Source organism: Pseudomonas sp. TWI929, from assembly GCF_039673335.1.
Lineage (GTDB): Bacteria > Pseudomonadota > Gammaproteobacteria > Pseudomonadales > Pseudomonadaceae > Aquipseudomonas.
The window spans coordinates 22,017-37,753 of record NZ_JBDJLK010000006.1 but is presented as its reverse complement, the minus strand read 5'-3'; the positions used below and the strand labels follow the sequence as shown (position 1 = coordinate 37,753).

13 protein-coding genes and 4 tRNA genes are annotated in these 15,737 nt (G+C 60.5%); 2 read left to right on the top strand and 15 right to left on the bottom strand.

Translation table 11 applies throughout. The annotated features are described in order from the left end of the window. Window positions 1-11: 11 nt before the first annotated feature. The gene (locus ABE456_RS04835) at window positions 12-290 is read right to left on the bottom strand and encodes a hypothetical protein (protein ID WP_346642943.1); all 279 of its coding nucleotides are present in this window, start codon (window positions 288-290) and stop codon (window positions 12-14) included. A 179-nt stretch (window positions 291-469) separates the two neighbouring features. On the opposite strand from ABE456_RS04835, the gene ABE456_RS04830 reads away from it, so the two are divergent. Continuing rightward, window positions 470-1,510, top strand: coding sequence for a patatin-like phospholipase family protein (locus tag ABE456_RS04830; RefSeq protein WP_346642942.1), 1,041 nt, complete (start codon window positions 470-472; stop codon window positions 1,508-1,510). 214 nt (window positions 1,511-1,724) lie between these two features. Here ABE456_RS04830 and ABE456_RS04825 read toward each other — a convergent pair whose 3' ends face one another. The 11 genes from ABE456_RS04825 to ABE456_RS04775 all read right to left on the bottom strand — a co-directional run bounded on the left by ABE456_RS04825 (window position 1,725) and on the right by ABE456_RS04775 (window position 11,650). Continuing rightward, window positions 1,725-3,596, bottom strand: coding sequence for a SurA N-terminal domain-containing protein (locus tag ABE456_RS04825; protein ID WP_346642941.1), 1,872 nt, complete (start codon window positions 3,594-3,596; stop codon window positions 1,725-1,727). Window positions 3,597-3,779: 183 nt separating this feature from the next. Further along, window positions 3,780-4,052 carry an HU family DNA-binding protein gene (locus ABE456_RS04820; protein ID WP_346642940.1) on the bottom strand — a complete coding sequence of 91 codons (273 nt, stop codon included), beginning with the start codon at window positions 4,050-4,052 and terminating at the stop codon, window positions 3,780-3,782. A gap of 153 nt (window positions 4,053-4,205) precedes the next feature. Further along, window positions 4,206-6,602, bottom strand: coding sequence for an endopeptidase La (lon, locus tag ABE456_RS04815; protein ID WP_346642939.1), 2,397 nt, complete (start codon window positions 6,600-6,602; stop codon window positions 4,206-4,208). A 163-nt stretch (window positions 6,603-6,765) separates the two neighbouring features. Beyond that, entirely contained in the window at window positions 6,766-8,049 is a 1,284-nt protein-coding gene (gene clpX / locus ABE456_RS04810) for an ATP-dependent Clp protease ATP-binding subunit ClpX (RefSeq protein WP_167069594.1), read from the bottom strand. A gap of 108 nt (window positions 8,050-8,157) precedes the next feature. Next, on the bottom strand, window positions 8,158-8,799 hold the full coding sequence (clpP, locus tag ABE456_RS04805; protein WP_003250240.1) for an ATP-dependent Clp endopeptidase proteolytic subunit ClpP: 642 nt from the start codon (window positions 8,797-8,799) through the stop codon (window positions 8,158-8,160). 91 nt (window positions 8,800-8,890) lie between these two features. Then, window positions 8,891-10,204 (bottom strand): trigger factor, encoded by a 1,314-nt coding sequence (tig, locus tag ABE456_RS04800; RefSeq protein ID WP_346642938.1) that lies wholly within the window; start codon window positions 10,202-10,204, stop codon window positions 8,891-8,893. A gap of 247 nt (window positions 10,205-10,451) precedes the next feature. Beyond that, window positions 10,452-10,751: a DUF6388 family protein gene (locus ABE456_RS04795; RefSeq protein WP_346642937.1), complete on the bottom strand. Its 300-nt coding sequence runs from the start codon at window positions 10,749-10,751 to the stop codon at window positions 10,452-10,454. A gap of 456 nt (window positions 10,752-11,207) precedes the next feature. Next, a tRNA-His gene (locus tag ABE456_RS04790) sits at window positions 11,208-11,283 on the bottom strand. 36 nt (window positions 11,284-11,319) lie between these two features. Continuing rightward, a tRNA-Leu gene (locus ABE456_RS04785) sits at window positions 11,320-11,404 on the bottom strand. Between the two features lie 52 nt (window positions 11,405-11,456). Beyond that, window positions 11,457-11,532, bottom strand: a tRNA-His gene (locus ABE456_RS04780). Between the two features lie 41 nt (window positions 11,533-11,573). Continuing rightward, a tRNA-Arg gene (locus ABE456_RS04775) sits at window positions 11,574-11,650 on the bottom strand. A 270-nt stretch (window positions 11,651-11,920) separates the two neighbouring features. Between ABE456_RS04775 and folD the strand changes: the two genes are divergently transcribed. Continuing rightward, entirely contained in the window at window positions 11,921-12,775 is an 855-nt protein-coding gene (gene folD, locus ABE456_RS04770; protein WP_346642936.1) for a bifunctional methylenetetrahydrofolate dehydrogenase/methenyltetrahydrofolate cyclohydrolase FolD, read from the top strand. A 95-nt stretch (window positions 12,776-12,870) separates the two neighbouring features. On the opposite strand, the gene ABE456_RS04765 is transcribed toward folD, so the two are convergent. Genes ABE456_RS04765 through ABE456_RS04755 form a run of 3 tightly spaced genes read right to left on the bottom strand, consistent with a single transcriptional unit; the run spans window position 12,871 to window position 15,735 of the window. Continuing rightward, window positions 12,871-14,610 carry an ABC transporter substrate-binding protein gene (locus ABE456_RS04765; RefSeq protein ID WP_346642935.1) on the bottom strand — a complete coding sequence of 580 codons (1,740 nt, stop codon included), beginning with the start codon at window positions 14,608-14,610 and terminating at the stop codon, window positions 12,871-12,873. Window positions 14,611-14,649: 39 nt separating this feature from the next. Beyond that, window positions 14,650-14,922, bottom strand: a complete 273-nt coding sequence (locus tag ABE456_RS04760) for a DUF2160 domain-containing protein (protein WP_346642934.1) — start codon at window positions 14,920-14,922, stop codon at window positions 14,650-14,652. A gap of 12 nt (window positions 14,923-14,934) precedes the next feature. Continuing rightward, window positions 14,935-15,735 carry a carbohydrate ABC transporter permease gene (locus tag ABE456_RS04755; RefSeq protein ID WP_346642933.1) on the bottom strand — a complete coding sequence of 267 codons (801 nt, stop codon included), beginning with the start codon at window positions 15,733-15,735 and terminating at the stop codon, window positions 14,935-14,937. Window positions 15,736-15,737: the final 2 nt, after the last annotated feature.

Here is a 15,737-nt window from a genome sequence, read left to right as displayed (position 1 = left end):
ACGCTCCTTGGTCAGCGCCCGGCGCGAGACTCACGAATGTAGAAGCGCGCCTTTTCGGCTTTGTTGGTACAGCTTTCATAACCTTCGAACTGCTGCTGGGTCTTGGCCCCGGTCAGCAGCGACAAGGCCTTGGAGTAACTCACCGCACCGGCAAAGCCTTCGGCCTTGGCCAGGTCCAGCTCCTTCCAGGCGGCATCCAGCTGGGTTGCGCAGCTGTCACGGTAGGCCGTCTTGCCGGCACAGCCCGCAAGGGCCAAGGCAATCAGTGGAAGGCAGATCCAGGCTTTCATCAGTAGTTCCTCAATGGATAAAAACGGTGGCTGTTCGACGCCCCGGCAGCTGAAAAGTGCCCTGCCCGGCCAGCTTTACCTAGCCAGCTTAATTACAGTAGCTCAGCGCGATCTACATTGAAGCACAGGCAGCGATGGGTGCATTGTAGGACCATGGTTGCAATGGCCGGGGAATGTTCATGAGTAAACGCGTGGCACTGGTACTGGGATCGGGCGGAGCCCGGGGGTATGCACACATCGGCGTGATCGAGGAAATCGAGCGCCGCGGCTACGACATCGCCTGCATCGCCGGCTGTTCCATGGGTGCGGTAATTGGCGGCATCTACGCCGCCGGCAAGCTGGAAGACTACCGCAACTGGATCGAAAGCCTCGACTACCTGGATGTGCTGCGCCTGGTCGACGTCAGCTTTCGCCTCGGCGCGATTCGCGGCGACAAGGTGTTTGGCCAGATCCGCAAGATCGTCGGCGAAATCAACATCGAGCAATTGCGCATCCCCTACACGGCGGTTGCGGCCGACCTCACCAACCAACAGGAAATCTGGTTTCAGGAGGGCTGCCTGCACCAGGCCATGCGCGCCTCGGCGGCCATCCCCAGCCTGTTCACGCCGGTGATGCAAGGCAACCGTATGCTGGTTGACGGTGGCATCCTCAACCCGCTGCCGATCGTGCCGGTGGTGTCCAGCCACTGTGACATGATCATTGCGGTCAACCTCAACGCCACCAACCAGAAGCAGTACCAGTTGCCGGTGATCGAGCGCCCGGCGGCATTCAAGATGCGTTTTGACTCCTTGCTGAGCTCGCTGGGTTCGCGCTTGCCGTTCCGCCGCAAGCCTGCAGAAGAACTGATCCGCATTGAACAGGAAATCGTCGCCGAAGGGCTGGCACCACCGAACCCGTGGCTGGCCGATGCCGCCGACCCGGAGGCCCAGCAACCAGCAGCGGCACCGGAGCGCGAGGGCGCGCCGAAATCGGCAACCGGCTCTTTCATCATCGACAACGTGGGGCCCGCTTCGCTGCTGGACTTGATCAACCAGAGCTTCGAGGTCATGCAGACCTCGTTGGCACAGTACAAGATCGCCGGCTATCCACCGGATGTGCTGATCAACGTGCCCAAGCGGGTGTGCCGGTTTTTCGAGTTTTACAAGGCGCCAGAGCTGATCGCCCTGGGGCGGGAAATTGCGCGGGATACGCTGGACAACTATGAAGGGGTGAAGCGCTAGTACTGGAACACGCGGTCATTGTGGGAGCGGCCTTGTGTCGCGATAGGGCTGCGCAGCAGCCCCAGATTTGCAGCTTAGCCGCGAAAATTGCCGGGGCCGCTTTGCGGCCCTTTCGCGACACAAGGCCGCTCCCACAATGACCGCGTTGCCCAGTGAGTGAGCGGAAACGAAACAGGCCGCACGAGGCGGCCTGTTTCTTCATACGAAGATCACCTTAGTAGCGGGTGATGTCCGCATTGGCTTCCAGCTGCTTGCGGTAGGCCGCGAAGTCCTGCTGGCCAGCACGCGACGCGAGGTAGCGGCGGATCTGCTGCTTTTCTTCGTCGGTGGCGGCAGCGCCTTCGTTGACGCCTTTGAGCTGCAGCACCACCAGGCTACCGTCACGCAGCACTACGCTGCCATACACCGGCTTGTCCTTGGCTTGCGGCTTGCCCAGGCGGAACAGCGCCTGCAGCTCGGCCGGGTCAATACCGTCCTCACCGCGGGTAACCGCTTCGTAGGCCTTCCAGCCCTGCCCTTCGTGCACGCTGTCCGCTGCGATGGAACCGTCACGCAGGCCGGCAATCAGCTTGTCCGCCTTGGTCTTGAGCTCGGCAGTCGCCTTCTCTTTGGCCAGGTGCTCGCTGATGTTCTTGGCCACAGCCTCCAGCGGCAGTTGCTCCGGCTTGCGGTGCTCCTTGACGCGCAGTACCACGGTGGTTTCCGGGTCGAGCTCGATGGCGGTGCTGTTGGCACCCTCATCCAGCACTTCTTCGGAGAACGCAGCCTGTACCACGGAACGGTTGGCAGTGATGCCTTCACCGCCCTCGCGGCCAAACGCTGCCGAGGTGTGCACCTTCAGGTTCAGGTCCTGGGCCGGCTGGGCCAGGTCGGAAGCCTCGTAGGCAGCATCTTGCAGCTGTTTGCTGGCGTCGACGTAACGCTGCTCTACCAGCGGGGTCTTCAGGTCGCGGGTCAGCTTGTCCTTCAGGCTGGCAAAGCTCGGCACTTCTGGTGCCTGCACGCCCAGCAGCTTGATCAGGTGATAACCGAACTCGGTGCGCACCGGCGCAGAGACCTGGCCATCCTGCAGCTTGTACAGCGCATCTTCGAACGCCGGGTCGTACACGCCCGGGCCAGCGAAGCCAAGGTCACCACCGCTATTGGCAGAACCTGGGTCCTGGGAGAACTCCTTGGCCAGTGCGGCGAAGTCTTCACCCTTGGCCAGGCGCTGCTCGATCTCTTCGGCCCGGGCCTTGGCCTGGGCGTCGGTGACCTTGTCGTTGACCTCGATAAGGATGTGCGCAGCATGGCGCTGCTCGGCGAGGTTGGCAGTTTCCTTCTCGTACTGCGCCTTGAGCTCTTCGTCGGTCACCTTGACCTGGTCGAAGAACGCCGACTTCTTCAGCTCGACGTAGTCGATCACCACCTGGTCAGGCGACATGAACTCCTTGGCGTGCTGGTCGTAGTGAGCCTTGATCTCTTCATCGCTGACCTTGACCGCAGCCGGGTCGGCCTTGAAGGTCAGGGAGGCGAAATCACGGGTCTGTTTTTCCAGCCGGGCAAAGGCCTCGACCTGCGGATCGGTGACGAAGCTGCTGCCGGCCAGGCCGGTGCGCAGTTGGCCGATGAGCATTTCTTCGCCGAGCATGTCGCGGAACTGCATGCGCCCGTAACCCATCTGACGGATCACCTGGTCGAAGCGGTCGGCATTGAACTTGCCGTCCACCTGGAACTCCGGCGTCTGCAGGATCACCTGATCCAGTGCGGCTTCGGAGAAGGCGAACTTGGCATCTTCAGCGCCTTGCAGCAACAGCTTGCGGCTGATCAAGCCCTTGAGCGCCTCTTCACGCAGCAATTTGTCATCCAGCAGCGCTGGGTCGAAATCCTTGCCCAACTGTTGCATCAGCTGACGGCGCTGCATGTCGGCCGCCTGGCTCAGCTCGTTCTGGCTGATGGTCTGGCCGTTAACCTTGGCAGCGTCCTGGCTATGGGTGGCGGCCTGGAAAATGGCTTCGAAGCCGGTCAACGCCATCAATACGACGATAAGGCCGATGATGGTCTTGGCAATCCAACCTTGTGAATTGTCCCTGATATTTTGCAGCATGCGTCCCCCAGAAACGGCTGTACCACTGCGTCGACAACCGCGGAGCGTGGGTAGAATCCTGATAAAAGAAAGGCGCATCCGAGGATGCGCCTTTTCTTAGCAAACGTGTCAGGCGGGAACGTTTGCGCCCCGCCATCACCGTGCTCGGACCTGGCCAGGCCTGGTCCGGCTGAAAGAGACGACTTAGTTGACGGCGTCTTTCAGGCCTTTGCCAGCCTTGAAGCCTGGAACCTTGGCGGCAGCGATCTTGATCGCGTTACCGGTTTGCGGGTTACGGCCGGTGCGCTCTGCGCGCTCTTTGACCGAGAAGGTACCGAAGCCAACCAGAACGACGTCGTCGCCTGCTTTCAGGGCACCGGTCACGGAGTCAATTACTGCGTCCAGCGCGCGGCCGGCTACAGCTTTCGGGATGTCAGCAGATGCGGCGATAGCGTCAATCAGTTCCGACTTGTTCACTCTAAGTCCCCTTATTTCTCTATTGAGTTTGTTTCTAAGTATGTAATGAAAAGCTTATGAAACGTGCGCTGGGTGGCCTGATGACAATAGCGTGCCGCTTTATAGCAAGGCCCCGAAAAAACTGTCAAGGAAAGCCCCCCAGCCAAAAACTACTTAATGCGTGCTAATTCTTTCCTTAGCATCGCCGTCGCGCTTTTCATCCTTCGCGACAATCTCCGGAGCCACATCTGGCAAGGGCTCCGGGGCGTATTGCAGCGCAATTTGCAGGACTTCGTCAATCCATTTGACCGGTTTGATCTGCAGATCCTGTTTGATATTTTCCGGAATCTCCTTCAGATCGCGGACATTCTCCTCGGGAATGATCACCGTCTTGATCCCGCCACGGTGTGCCGCCAGCAATTTTTCCTTCAGCCCGCCAATAGCCAGCACCTGGCCACGCAGGGTGATTTCGCCAGTCATGGCCACGTCGGCACGTACCGGAATCTGCGTCAATGCCGACACCAGCGCGGTGCACATGCCGATGCCGGCACTTGGGCCGTCCTTCGGCGTGGCGCCTTCAGGCATGTGGATATGCACGTCATGCTTCTCGTGGAAGTCGGCAGCAATACCCAGGCTGCGGGCGCGGCTGCGTACCACGGTTTGCGCGGCGGTGATCGACTCGACCATGACATCGCCCAGCGAGCCGGTCTTGATCAGCTGGCCCTTGCCGGGGATAACCACGGCTTCGATGGTCAGCAGCTCACCACCCACCTGGGTCCAGGCCAGGCCGGTAACCTGGCCGATCTGGTCCTGCTGCTCGGCCAGACCGTAGCGGAACTTGCGCACGCCCAGCAAATGCTCCAGCTGCTCGCTGGCGACCTTGACCTTGACCTGCTTCTGCCCGGTATGTTCCTTGACCACCTTGCGGCAGACCTTGGCGATTTGCCGCTCCAGGCCACGCACACCGGCTTCGCGGGTGTAATAGCGGATGATGTCGCGAATCGCCGATACATCGACCTCCAGCTCTTCCTTCTTCAGGCCGTTGGCCTTGACCTGCTTGGGCACCAGGTACTTGACCGCGATGTTGATCTTCTCGTCCTCGGTGTAGCCCGGCAGGCGGATGACTTCCATCCGGTCGAGCAGCGCCGGCGGTATGTTCATCGAGTTCGAGGTGCACAGGAACATCACGTCCGAGAGGTCGTAGTCAACCTCCAGGTAATGGTCGTTGAAGTTGTGGTTCTGCTCCGGGTCGAGCACCTCCAGCAGCGCCGAGGCCGGGTCGCCACGCATGTCGCTGCCCATCTTGTCGATTTCGTCAAGCAGGAACAGCGGGTTGCGCACACCCACCTTGGTCATCTTCTGGATCAGGCGACCCGGCATGGAGCCGATGTAGGTACGGCGATGGCCACGGATTTCGGCCTCGTCACGCACGCCACCCAGGGCCATGCGCACGAACTTGCGGTTGGTGGCGGCGGCGATCGACTCGGCCAGCGAGGTCTTGCCGACACCTGGCGGGCCGACCAGGCACAGCACCGGGCCACGGATTTTCTTGACGCGCTTCTGCACGGCAAGGTACTCGAGGATGCGTTCCTTGACCTCTTCCAGGCCATAGTGGTCGGCATCGAGGATCTCCTCGGCCTTGGCCAGGTCCAGACGCACCTTGCTCTGGGCCTTCCACGGCACCTGCACCAGCCAGTCGAGGTACGAACGCACCACGGTGGCTTCGGCCGACATCGGCGACATCTGCTTGAGCTTGTTCAGCTCGGCCTGGGCCTTGGCCAGGGCGTCCTTGGGCAGGCCAGCGGCTTCGATGCGCTTTTTCAGCTCTTCGACTTCGTTGTGGCCTTCATCGCCATCGCCGAGCTCTTTCTGAATGGCCTTCATCTGCTCATTCAGGTAGTACTCGCGCTGGCTGCGCTCCATTTGTTTCTTGACCCGGCCGCGAATGCGCTTTTCAACCTGCAGCAGGTCGATTTCGGCATCCAGCAGCGCCAGCACGTGCTCGACACGGGTTGGCAGGTCGACGATTTCGAGAATTTCCTGCTTCTGCTCGATCTTCAGGGCCATGTGAGCAGCCATGGTGTCAACCAGGCGCCCCGGCTCTTCAATGCTGTTCAGCGAAGACAGTACTTCGGCGGGGACTTTTTTGCCCAGCTGCACGTACTGCTCGAACTGCGACAACAGCGTACGCACGAACACTTCCGACTCGCGCTCGGCGGCGTCGACTTCATCGATCAGGGAGACTTCGGCACGGATGTGCCCTTCTACTTCGGCAAACCGCTCGACGGCGCCGCGCTGCTCGCCCTCGACCAGCACCTTGACGGTGCCATCAGGCAGCTTCAGCAGTTGCAGCACGGTGGCAACGGTACCGACGCGGTACAGGGCGTCCTCGCCCGGGTCGTCATCGGCTGGGTTCTTCTGGGCCAGCAGGAGGATCTGCTTTTCGCCCGTCATCGCCGCCTCAAGGGCTTCGATGGACTTTTCGCGCCCCACGAACAGCGGGATGACCATGTGCGGGTAAACAACGACATCGCGCAATGGCAAAAGAGGCAAGTCGAGGGTGGTCTTCATGATTTCGCCTCTACAGCGGCCTTATGGCCGGAAACCGGTGGAAATGATGCTTGGACCTAATGTGGGGGCACGCTTGGGAAATTACAAGCGCTAGCGCAGGAAAAGCAGAAAGGGGCCCGTAGGCCCCCTTCTTGCTTGCAACCGTCACCGGCCATTACCTGAATCAGGCGTCTGGCGCGGCCTTGGCGTGCGGCTCGCTGTTCTCGTAGATCATCAGCGGCTGCGAGGTGCCTTCGATGACGCTCTCGTCAATCACCACCTTGCTGACATCCTTCTGCGAAGGGATCTCGTACATGGTGTCCAGCAGCACGCCTTCGAGGATCGAACGCAGGCCACGGGCGCCGGTTTTGCGCTCCAGGGCCTTGCGTGCTACGGCCTTGAGCGCATCACTGCGGAACTCGAGGTCGACGCTTTCCATCTCGAACAGCTTGGCATACTGCTTGGTCAGGGCGTTTTTCGGCTCGGTGAGGATCTGCATCAGCGCAGCCTCGTCCAGCTCGTCGAGGGTCGCCAGTACCGGCAGACGGCCGACGAACTCCGGGATCAGGCCAAACTTGACCAGATCGTCCGGCTCGACCTCACGCAGGGACTCACCGACCTTCTTGCCCTCTTCCTTGCTGCGTACTTCGGCGCCAAAACCGATACCACCTTTGGTGGAGCGGTTCTGGATAACCTTTTCCAGGCCCGAGAACGCGCCACCGCAGATGAACAGGATGTTGCGGGTATCAACCTGCAGGAACTCCTGTTGCGGGTGTTTACGGCCGCCTTGCGGCGGAACCGAGGCCACGGTGCCTTCGATCAGTTTCAGCAGTGCCTGCTGCACGCCCTCGCCCGAGACGTCACGGGTGATGGACGGGTTGTCCGACTTGCGCGAGATCTTGTCGATTTCGTCGATGTAGACAATGCCCATCTGGGCCTTTTCCACGTCGTAGTCGCACTTCTGCAACAGCTTCTGAATGATGTTCTCGACGTCCTCACCCACATAACCGGCTTCGGTCAGGGTGGTGGCGTCAGCAATGGTGAACGGTACGTTCAACAGGCGTGCCAGGGTTTCGGCGAGCAGGGTCTTACCCGAGCCAGTCGGCCCGATGAGCAGGATGTTGCTCTTGCCCAGTTCGACTTCGTCACCCTTCTTGTCACGCTGGTTCAGGCGCTTGTAGTGGTTGTACACCGCTACGGCCAGCACCTTCTTCGCGCGCTCCTGACCAATGACGTACTGGTCCAGGATGCCGCTGATTTCTTTCGGCGAAGGCAATTTGTGCGCGCTGCTCTCGGCCTGGGCTTCCTGCACCTCCTCACGGATGATGTCATTGCACAGGTCGACGCACTCGTCGCAGATAAAAACCGAGGGCCCGGCAATCAATTTGCGCACTTCGTGCTGGCTTTTGCCGCAGAAGGAGCAATAGAGCAATTTGCCGCTGTCCTCGCCGTTACGGGTGTCAGTCATTCGATCGATCCAATCCGGTAGGCTTGCAACACAAGATGAAGGCAATTGCGGGCTTTTTCAAGTCCGCAGGTAGGCGCATTCCGCGCCTACCTGCTCTGGCACCCCGGTTCAGGAGGCCAGTTGCCGCTTGTCGTAGACCGAGTCGATCAGGCCGTACTCGGCCGCGCGCGAGGCGCTCATGAAGTTGTCACGCTCGGTGTCGCGCTTGATGGTCTCAAGCTCCTGGCCAGTGTGGTAGGCCAGCAGCTCGTTCAGACGAGCCTTGATATTGAGGATTTCCTGGGCGTGGATCTCGATATCGGTAGCCTGACCCTGGAAGCCGCCCAGCGGCTGGTGGATCATCACGCGCGAGTTGGGCAGGCAGTGACGCTTGCCCTTGGCACCTGCTGCCAGCAGGAAGGCGCCCATGCTGCAGGCCTGGCCAATGCAGATGGTCGACACGTCCGGCTTGATGAACTGCATGGTGTCGTAGATCGACATGCCGGCGGTGACGGAGCCGCCCGGCGAGTTGATGTACAGATGGATATCCTTGTCCGGGTTTTCCGCCTCAAGGAACAGCAGTTGCGCAACGACGAGGTTGGCCATGTAGTCCTCTACCGGGCCAACCAGGAAGATCACTCGCTCCTTCAACAGGCGCGAATAAATGTCGTAAGCGCGTTCGCCACGGGCGGACTGCTCGATAACCATCGGGACCAGGCCGCCTGCGGCCTGGATGTCAGAGCTCTGCTGAATATAAGAATTGCGGGACATGTCCTGCGCTCACTCCCAAATAGTCATGGCTTGAATACGCACAAGCCAGCTCGAAGGCTGGCTTGTGGGGGTTTCCTACGAGAGAAGCCTGTTACTCAGCGTCGGCAGGAGCCTGAGCTGGTTTAACGGCATCTTCGTACGAGACCGACTTGTCGGTCACAGTCGCTTTCTGCAGAACAGTATCTACAACTTGCTCTTCCAGCACAACCGAACGCACTTCGTTCAATTGCTGGTCGTTTTTGTAGTACCAGGCGATGACCTGCTCAGGCTCTTGGTAAGCCGAAGCCATTTCTTCGATCATCTCGCGAACCTTGGCGTCGTCTGGCTTCAGCTCGAACTGCTTGACCACTTCGGCAACGATCAGGCCCAGCACTACGCGGCGCTTGGCTTGCTCTTCGAACAGCTCGGCTGGCAGTTGCTCAGGCTTGATGTTGCCACCGAACTGCTGAACAGCCTGCACGCGCAGACGGTTGACTTCGTTTTCCAGCAGGGCTTTCGGCACTTCGATCGGGTTGGCGGCCAGCAGACCGTCCATGACCTGGTTCTTCACCTTGGTCTTGATCGCCTGGCGCAGTTCACGCTCCATGTTCTTGCGAACTTCGGCGCGGAAGCCTTCCAGGGTCGATTCCTTGATACCGAACTGGGCGAAGAACTCTTCGTTCAGTTCTGGCAGGGCTGGAGCCGAAACGCTGTTGACGGTGATGGTGAACTCGGCAGCTTTGCCAGCCAGGTCCAGGTTCTGGTAGTCCTCTGGGAAGGTCACGTTGACAACGCGCTCTTCGCCAGCCTTGGCGCCTACCAGGCCGTCTTCGAAGCCTGGGATCATGCGGCCGGAGCCCAGTACCAGCTGGGTACCCTTGGCCGAACCACCGGCGAACACTTCACCGTCGACCTTGCCGACGAAGTCGATGTTGACCTGGTCGTCGTTCTGCGCAGCGCGCTCGACGGCCTCGAAGCGGGTGTTTTGCTTGCGCAGCACTTCCAGCATGTTGTCCAGGTCGGCGTCAGCCACTTCGGCGCTCAGGCGCTCGACGTTGATCGACTCCAGGCCAGCAACGGTGAACTCTGGGAATACTTCGAAGATGGCGACGAATTCCAGGTCCTTGCCCTTTTCAAAGGACTTGGGCTCAACGGCAGGGGCGCCAGCCGGGTTCAGCTTCTGCTCGACGATGGCTTCGTAGAAGGAAGCCTGAACCAGATCACCGAAAGCCTCTTGACGGGCATCGGCTTCGAAGCGCTGACGGATCACGCTCATCGGCACCTTGCCTGGGCGGAAGCCGGCAACCTTGGCGCGCTTGGCAGTCTGTTGCAGACGCTTGTTGACTTCGTTCTCGACGCGCTCGGCCGGAACGGCGATGGTCATGCGGCGCTCGAGAGCGGAAGTGTTTTCAACAGAAACTTGCATGGATATTCCTCGTTGCACAGACGTTAGCCGGCGTTAGCCCGACTCCAGAATCAAGGGCAAGCATTCTAGTGAGTCGCGCAGCAGAAGTCACCCCACCCGGGACGACGGGAAGCCACGCCGGTCGATTAACTTTCAAGGCCCGCACGGCATGCCGCCAGGCCTCCTTCATCAAGGGCCGCACCACGCCAATGGCGCAATGCAGCCGAAATAACTTGTCAAACAACTGCCAGCGGCGAATTCGCTGCCTTTATTCAGGGTCGATTTCGTTGAACTGGCAGTACTCTTCCCACTCCAGCCCCAGCGCCTCGGCCACCTCACGGTGCGTCTCCAGGCGCATGGCCTGCAGCTGCTCCGGGGTTTCGGCGATCAATTGCAGCGCCAGCTCCCAAGGCTGGATACCCTGCTCATCAGCCGCATCCTCGAACGCCCATTCGATCTGCTGGGCCTGCTCGCGCGCATCCAGCTCGCGGATCTCTTCGAGCAGCTGCGGATTGGCTTCGGCAAAGCGCTGCAGCGCCAGGGCCTGACGGGCTTCTTTTGCAATCATTGGGTTGTTCCTCTGTCGGCCAACTGGGCCGGCGTTTCAACCGGCTGAAATCTAACAGCTTTTATTGGGCCGCCACCAGAGGATTGCAAGGGGGCGGGAGGTGATTTGGCCGGGAGGCGGTTCACTGAGACATTTTCAGCGCCTGCGAGATCAAGCGCCGCCCGCGCGGCGCATCGCGAGCGAAGCTCGCTCCTGCATTTGTTTCGGGCCAATATTGCCCGCATCAGCGCGCACAACCGCCCTGCTTGCCCGACACGGTATCGAAGGGTGCTCCAAGGGATCGCGCACCTCTGCTCCAGGAATAACTGGCCCGAAACAGATGCAGGAGCGAGCTTCGCTCGTGATGCGCCGCGCGGGCGGCGCTCGGTCGCCCAGGCGCCCAACCACCCAAGCCATGCGCATAGCCCGAAAACAAAAAGGCGCCCGATCTTTCGATCAAGGCGCCTTTCAAGAATGTGGGGTGGACGATGGGAATCGAACCCACGACAACTGGAATCACAATCCAGCGCTCTACCAACTGAGCTACGCCCACCATATTGCGGTGTTGCGGTACAACCTTACAGAAGCATGGTGCGGACGAAGAGACTCGAACTCTTACAGCTTGCGCCGCTGGAACCTAAATCCAGTGTGTCTACCAATTTCACCACGTCCGCGTAACGCTTAAAACAAAGGCGCCAGATGCTATCGAGGCGCCTTTGAAGAATATGGGGTGGACGATGGGAATCGAACCCACGACAACCGGAATCACAATCCGGCGCTCTACCAACTGAGCTACGCCCACCATATTGCATTACAGCCTACTTGCTTGCCAAAGCTGCCTAATGGCGCACCCGGCAGGACTCGAACCTGCGACCATCCGCTTAGAAGGCGGATGCTCTATCCAGCTGAGCTACGGGCGCTTAAGCTTGAAGCCTAACCGAACAAGCATTTAACAGGTAACTGCTAAACCACTCATTCTGCCCGACTTAGCCAACCAGTGCTAGGCTGTGCCCGACAAGTGCGGCGAATCTTATAGGCGACCCCGAAAGTCGTCAACACCTTTTTAAAAAAAATTTAAATTATTTAAGGGCTTAGGGGATTTGCCCGACCACCCGCCTTTGCCCTTGGCCCGTGTCGTGCGAGAATGCGCGTTCTTTATTGTTTCCTTCTCGATGGTTAATCACGCGTCTATGACTGCACACCTAATCGATGGCAAGGCGATCGCCGCCAAGCTGCGCCAGCAGATCGCTCAACGTGTCGTGGAGCGTCGCCAGCAAGGCCTGCGTACGCCGGGCCTGGCAGTGATCCTGGTCGGCACCGACCCCGCCTCCCAAGTCTATGTCTCGCACAAGCGCAAGGACTGCGAAGAGGTCGGCTTCATTTCGCAGGCGTTCGACCTGCCTAGCGAAACCACGCAGCAAGCCCTGACCGAGCTGATCGATCGCCTCAATGACGACCCGGCCGTCGACGGTATCCTGCTGCAGCTGCCGCTGCCGGCGCACCTGGACGCCTCGCTGCTGCTCGAGCGCATTCGCCCGGACAAGGACGTGGACGGCTTCCACCCGTACAACATCGGCCGCCTGGCCCAGCGCATCCCGCTGCTGCGCCCATGCACGCCGAAAGGCATCATGACCCTGCTGGAAAGCACTGGCCAGGACCTGTACGGCATGAACGCGGTGATCGTTGGCGCGTCCAACATCGTGGGTCGCCCGATGGCCATGGAGCTACTGCTGGCTGGCTGCACCGTAACCGTCTGCCACCGTTTCACCAAGGACCTGGCCGGCCATGTCGGCCGCGCCGACCTGGTGGTCGTGGCTGCCGGCAAGCCGGGGCTGGTCAAGGGTGAGTGGGTCAAGGAAGGCGCCATCGTCATCGACGTGGGCATCAACCGCCAGGACGACGGCAAGCTGGTTGGCGATGTGGTCTACGAGACCGCCCTGCCGCGCGCCGGCTGGATCACGCCGGTACCGGGTGGCGTCGGGCCGATGACCCGGGCGTGCCTGCTGGAGAACACGCTGTATGCGGCGGAAGAGCTGCACAAGTAATAGCGCGTGAAATGAAAACGGCACCTCTGGCAGGTGCCGTTTTTTTTGCCTTGGCTTTCGCTGGCTGCACCGGCCTCTTCGCGGTGCTCAGCCGGTCACTTCCTGGCCGCCTCCCACGACTTCAGCAGTTCGTTGTAGCTGACCGTCTCGCCCTTGGGCTTTTCGTTGGCCAGCTTCGGTTTCGGCGCACCGGGCTGGTCGAACCAGTACTGGGCATCCTTTTCCGGGTTCAGCTTGGGCGCACAGGTGGCCTGGGCGTTGGACCGCTGCAAGCGCTCCATCATGCGGTCCTGGTCGCGGGCCAGGCCATCCAGGGCTTCCTGCGGGGTCTTTTCGCCACTGGCTACTTCGGCAATGTGGCTCCACCACAACTGCGCCAGCCGCGGGTAATCCGGCACGTTGGTGCCGGTTGGCGTCCACTGCACCCGCGCCGGGCTGCGGTAAAACTCCACCAGCCCACCCAGCTTGGGCGCCAGCTCGGTCATGGCCTGGGAGTTGATGTCCGACTCGCGAATCGGTGTAAGGCCAACGATGGTCTTTTTCAGCGACACGGTCTTGGAGGTGACGAACTGGGCATACAGCCAAGCTGCCAGGCGTTGCTTCTCGGGGGTGGATTTGAAGAAGGTCCACGAGCCGGTGTCCTGATAGCCCAGCTTCATCCCCTCCTCCCAGTACGGGCCCTTCGGCGAGGGTGCCATGCGCCACTTCGGCGTGCCGTCGGCATTCACCACCGGCAACCCGGGCTTGGTCATGTCGGCGGTAAACGCGGTGTACCAGAAGATCTGCTGGGCAATGTTGCCCTGGGCCGGCACCGGGCCTGCTTCAGAGAAGGTCATGCCCTGGGCTTCCTTCGGCGCATAGGCACGCATCCAGTCCACGTACTTCTGCGTGGCGTAGACAGCGGCCGGCCCGTTGGTGTCGCCACCACGGGTCACACTGGAGCCCACCGGGTGGCAGTCCTCCACGCGAATACCCCATTCGTCCACCGGCAGGCCGTTGGGCAAGCCTTTGTCGCCACCGCCGGCCATGGAGAACCAGGCATCGGTGAAACGCCAACCCAGCGACGGGTCTTTCTTGCCGTAGTCCATGTGCCCATAGACGCGCTTGCCGTCGATCTCCTTGACGTCTTCGGTGAAGAACTTGGCAATGTCCTCATAGGCCGACCAGTTAACCGGTACGCCCAACTCGTAGCCGTACTTTTCCTTGAACTTGGCCCTCAGGTCGGGCCGTTCGAACCAGTCGGCGCGGAACCAGTAGAGGTTGGCGAACTGCTGGTCGGGCAACTGGTAGACCTTGCCGTCTGGCGCAGTGGTGAAGGAAATGCCGATGAAGTCTTTCAGGTCCAGGGTCGGCGAAGTGTAGTTCTTGCCCTCGTTGGCCATCAGGTCGGTGATCGATTCCACCTTGCCGTAGCGAAAGTGCGTACCGATCAAGTCGGAGTCGTTAACCCAGCCGTCGTAGATGTTCTTGTCCGACTGCATCTGCGTCTGCAGTTTTTCCACCACGTCGCCTTCCTGCAGCAGGTCGTGGGTCAGCTGGATGCCGGTAATTTCAGTGAAAGCCTTGGCCAGCACCTTGGACTCGTATTCATGGGTGGTGATGGTTTCCGACACCACGTTGATCTTCATGCCACGAAACGGCTCGGCCGCCTTGATGAACCATTGCAACTCGGCCAACTGCTGTTCAGGGGTAAGGGTTGAAGGCTTGAACTCGCTGCCGATCCACTTTTTTGCCGCGTCCTCATACTGGTCGGCCCAGGCAGTGCCCTGCACGCTGGCCAGTACCAGCAACGCGGCCAGGGTCAAATGTCGCCTGTTGTGCTTGTTATCGAACATTGTGATCTCCCGTTTCAGTTATCCCACAGGGCCGCTCGCTCAGCCCCAGCGCAGCACCAGCACCAGCCACGCCAGCGACAGCAGCGAGGCCACCCATAACGGCCACTCGCTGACGCCGACCACCAGCAAATGCAGGTAGGCGCTGGCCAGCAGGCCGATGAACAAGCGATCGCCGCGGCTGGTGACCAGCGGCAGCAAGCCCCGCCGCTCCACGCAGGGGCGGCGCAGTTCGAGCAGGGTCATGCCCAGCAGCAGCACGCCAACGGCGGCGAAGAACAGCGCCGTTGGCAAGGTCCAGGCCATCCATTCCATGCGTTGCCCTCCTCACACCCGGCCCAGGGCAAAGCCCTTGGCCACATGGTTGCGCACGAACCAGATCACCAGCATGCCCGGCAAAATGGTCAGTACCCCCGCCGCCGCCAGCACGCCCCAGTCAATGCCCGAGGCCGACACGGTGCGGGTCATAACCGCGGCAATCGGCTTGGCATTCACCGAGGTCAGGGTGCGCGCCAGCAGCAGTTCGACCCAGGAGAACATGAAGCAGAAAAATGCCGTGACGCCGATGCCAGAGCCAATCAGCGGAATAAAGATCTTCACGAAGAAGCGCGCAAAGCTGTAGCCGTCGATGTAGGCCGTTTCGTCGATTTCCTTCGGCACGCCAGACATGAAACCTTCCAGGATCCACACTGCCAGCGGCACGTTGAACAGGCAGTGAGCCAAAGCCACGGCGATATGCGTATCGAACAGGCCGATCGACGAGTACAGCTGGAAGAACGGCAGCAGGAACACCGCTGGCGGCGCCATGCGGTTGGTCAGCAGCCAGAAGAACAAGTGGCGGTCACCGAGGAAGCGGTAGCGCGAGAAGGCATACGCTGCCGGCAGCGCCACCAGCAGCGAAATCAGCGTGTTCAGGCACACGTAGTACAGCGAGTTGATATAGCCGCTGTACCAGCTGGCATCGGTGAAGATCACCCGGTAGTTGTCGAGGGTGAACGCCTGCGGCCACAGGGTCAGGCCGCCGAGGATCTCGGTGTTACTCTTGAACGACATGTTCAGCAGCCAGTAGATCGGCACCAGCAGGAAGAAGAAATACAGCAGCAGGGCCAGCGTTTTGCGGGTGCTCATGG

Bases quoted from the DNA above. Each gene is read 5' to 3' on its own strand.
- ABE456_RS04835 (WP_346642943.1), bottom strand. From the start codon at position 290: ATGAAAGCCTGGATCTGCCTTCCACTGATTGCCTTGGCCCTTGCGGGC.
- ABE456_RS04830 (WP_346642942.1), top strand. From the start codon at position 470: ATGAGTAAACGCGTGGCACTGGTACTGGGATCGGGCGGAGCCCGGGGG.
- ABE456_RS04825 (WP_346642941.1), bottom strand. From the start codon at position 3,596: ATGCTGCAAAATATCAGGGACAATTCACAAGGTTGGATTGCCAAGACC.
- lon (WP_346642939.1), bottom strand. From the start codon at position 6,602: ATGAAGACCACCCTCGACTTGCCTCTTTTGCCATTGCGCGATGTCGTT.
- clpX (WP_167069594.1), bottom strand. From the start codon at position 8,049: ATGACTGACACCCGTAACGGCGAGGACAGCGGCAAATTGCTCTATTGC.
- clpP (WP_003250240.1), bottom strand. From the start codon at position 8,799: ATGTCCCGCAATTCTTATATTCAGCAGAGCTCTGACATCCAGGCCGCA.
- tig (WP_346642938.1), bottom strand. From the start codon at position 10,204: ATGCAAGTTTCTGTTGAAAACACTTCCGCTCTCGAGCGCCGCATGACC.
- ABE456_RS04795 (WP_346642937.1), bottom strand. From the start codon at position 10,751: ATGATTGCAAAAGAAGCCCGTCAGGCCCTGGCGCTGCAGCGCTTTGCC.
- folD (WP_346642936.1), top strand. From the start codon at position 11,921: ATGACTGCACACCTAATCGATGGCAAGGCGATCGCCGCCAAGCTGCGC.
- ABE456_RS04765 (WP_346642935.1), bottom strand. From the start codon at position 14,610: ATGTTCGATAACAAGCACAACAGGCGACATTTGACCCTGGCCGCGTTG.
- ABE456_RS04760 (WP_346642934.1), bottom strand. From the start codon at position 14,922: ATGGAATGGATGGCCTGGACCTTGCCAACGGCGCTGTTCTTCGCCGCC.
- ABE456_RS04755 (WP_346642933.1), bottom strand. From the start codon at position 15,735: ATGAGCACCCGCAAAACGCTGGCCCTGCTGCTGTATTTCTTCTTCCTG.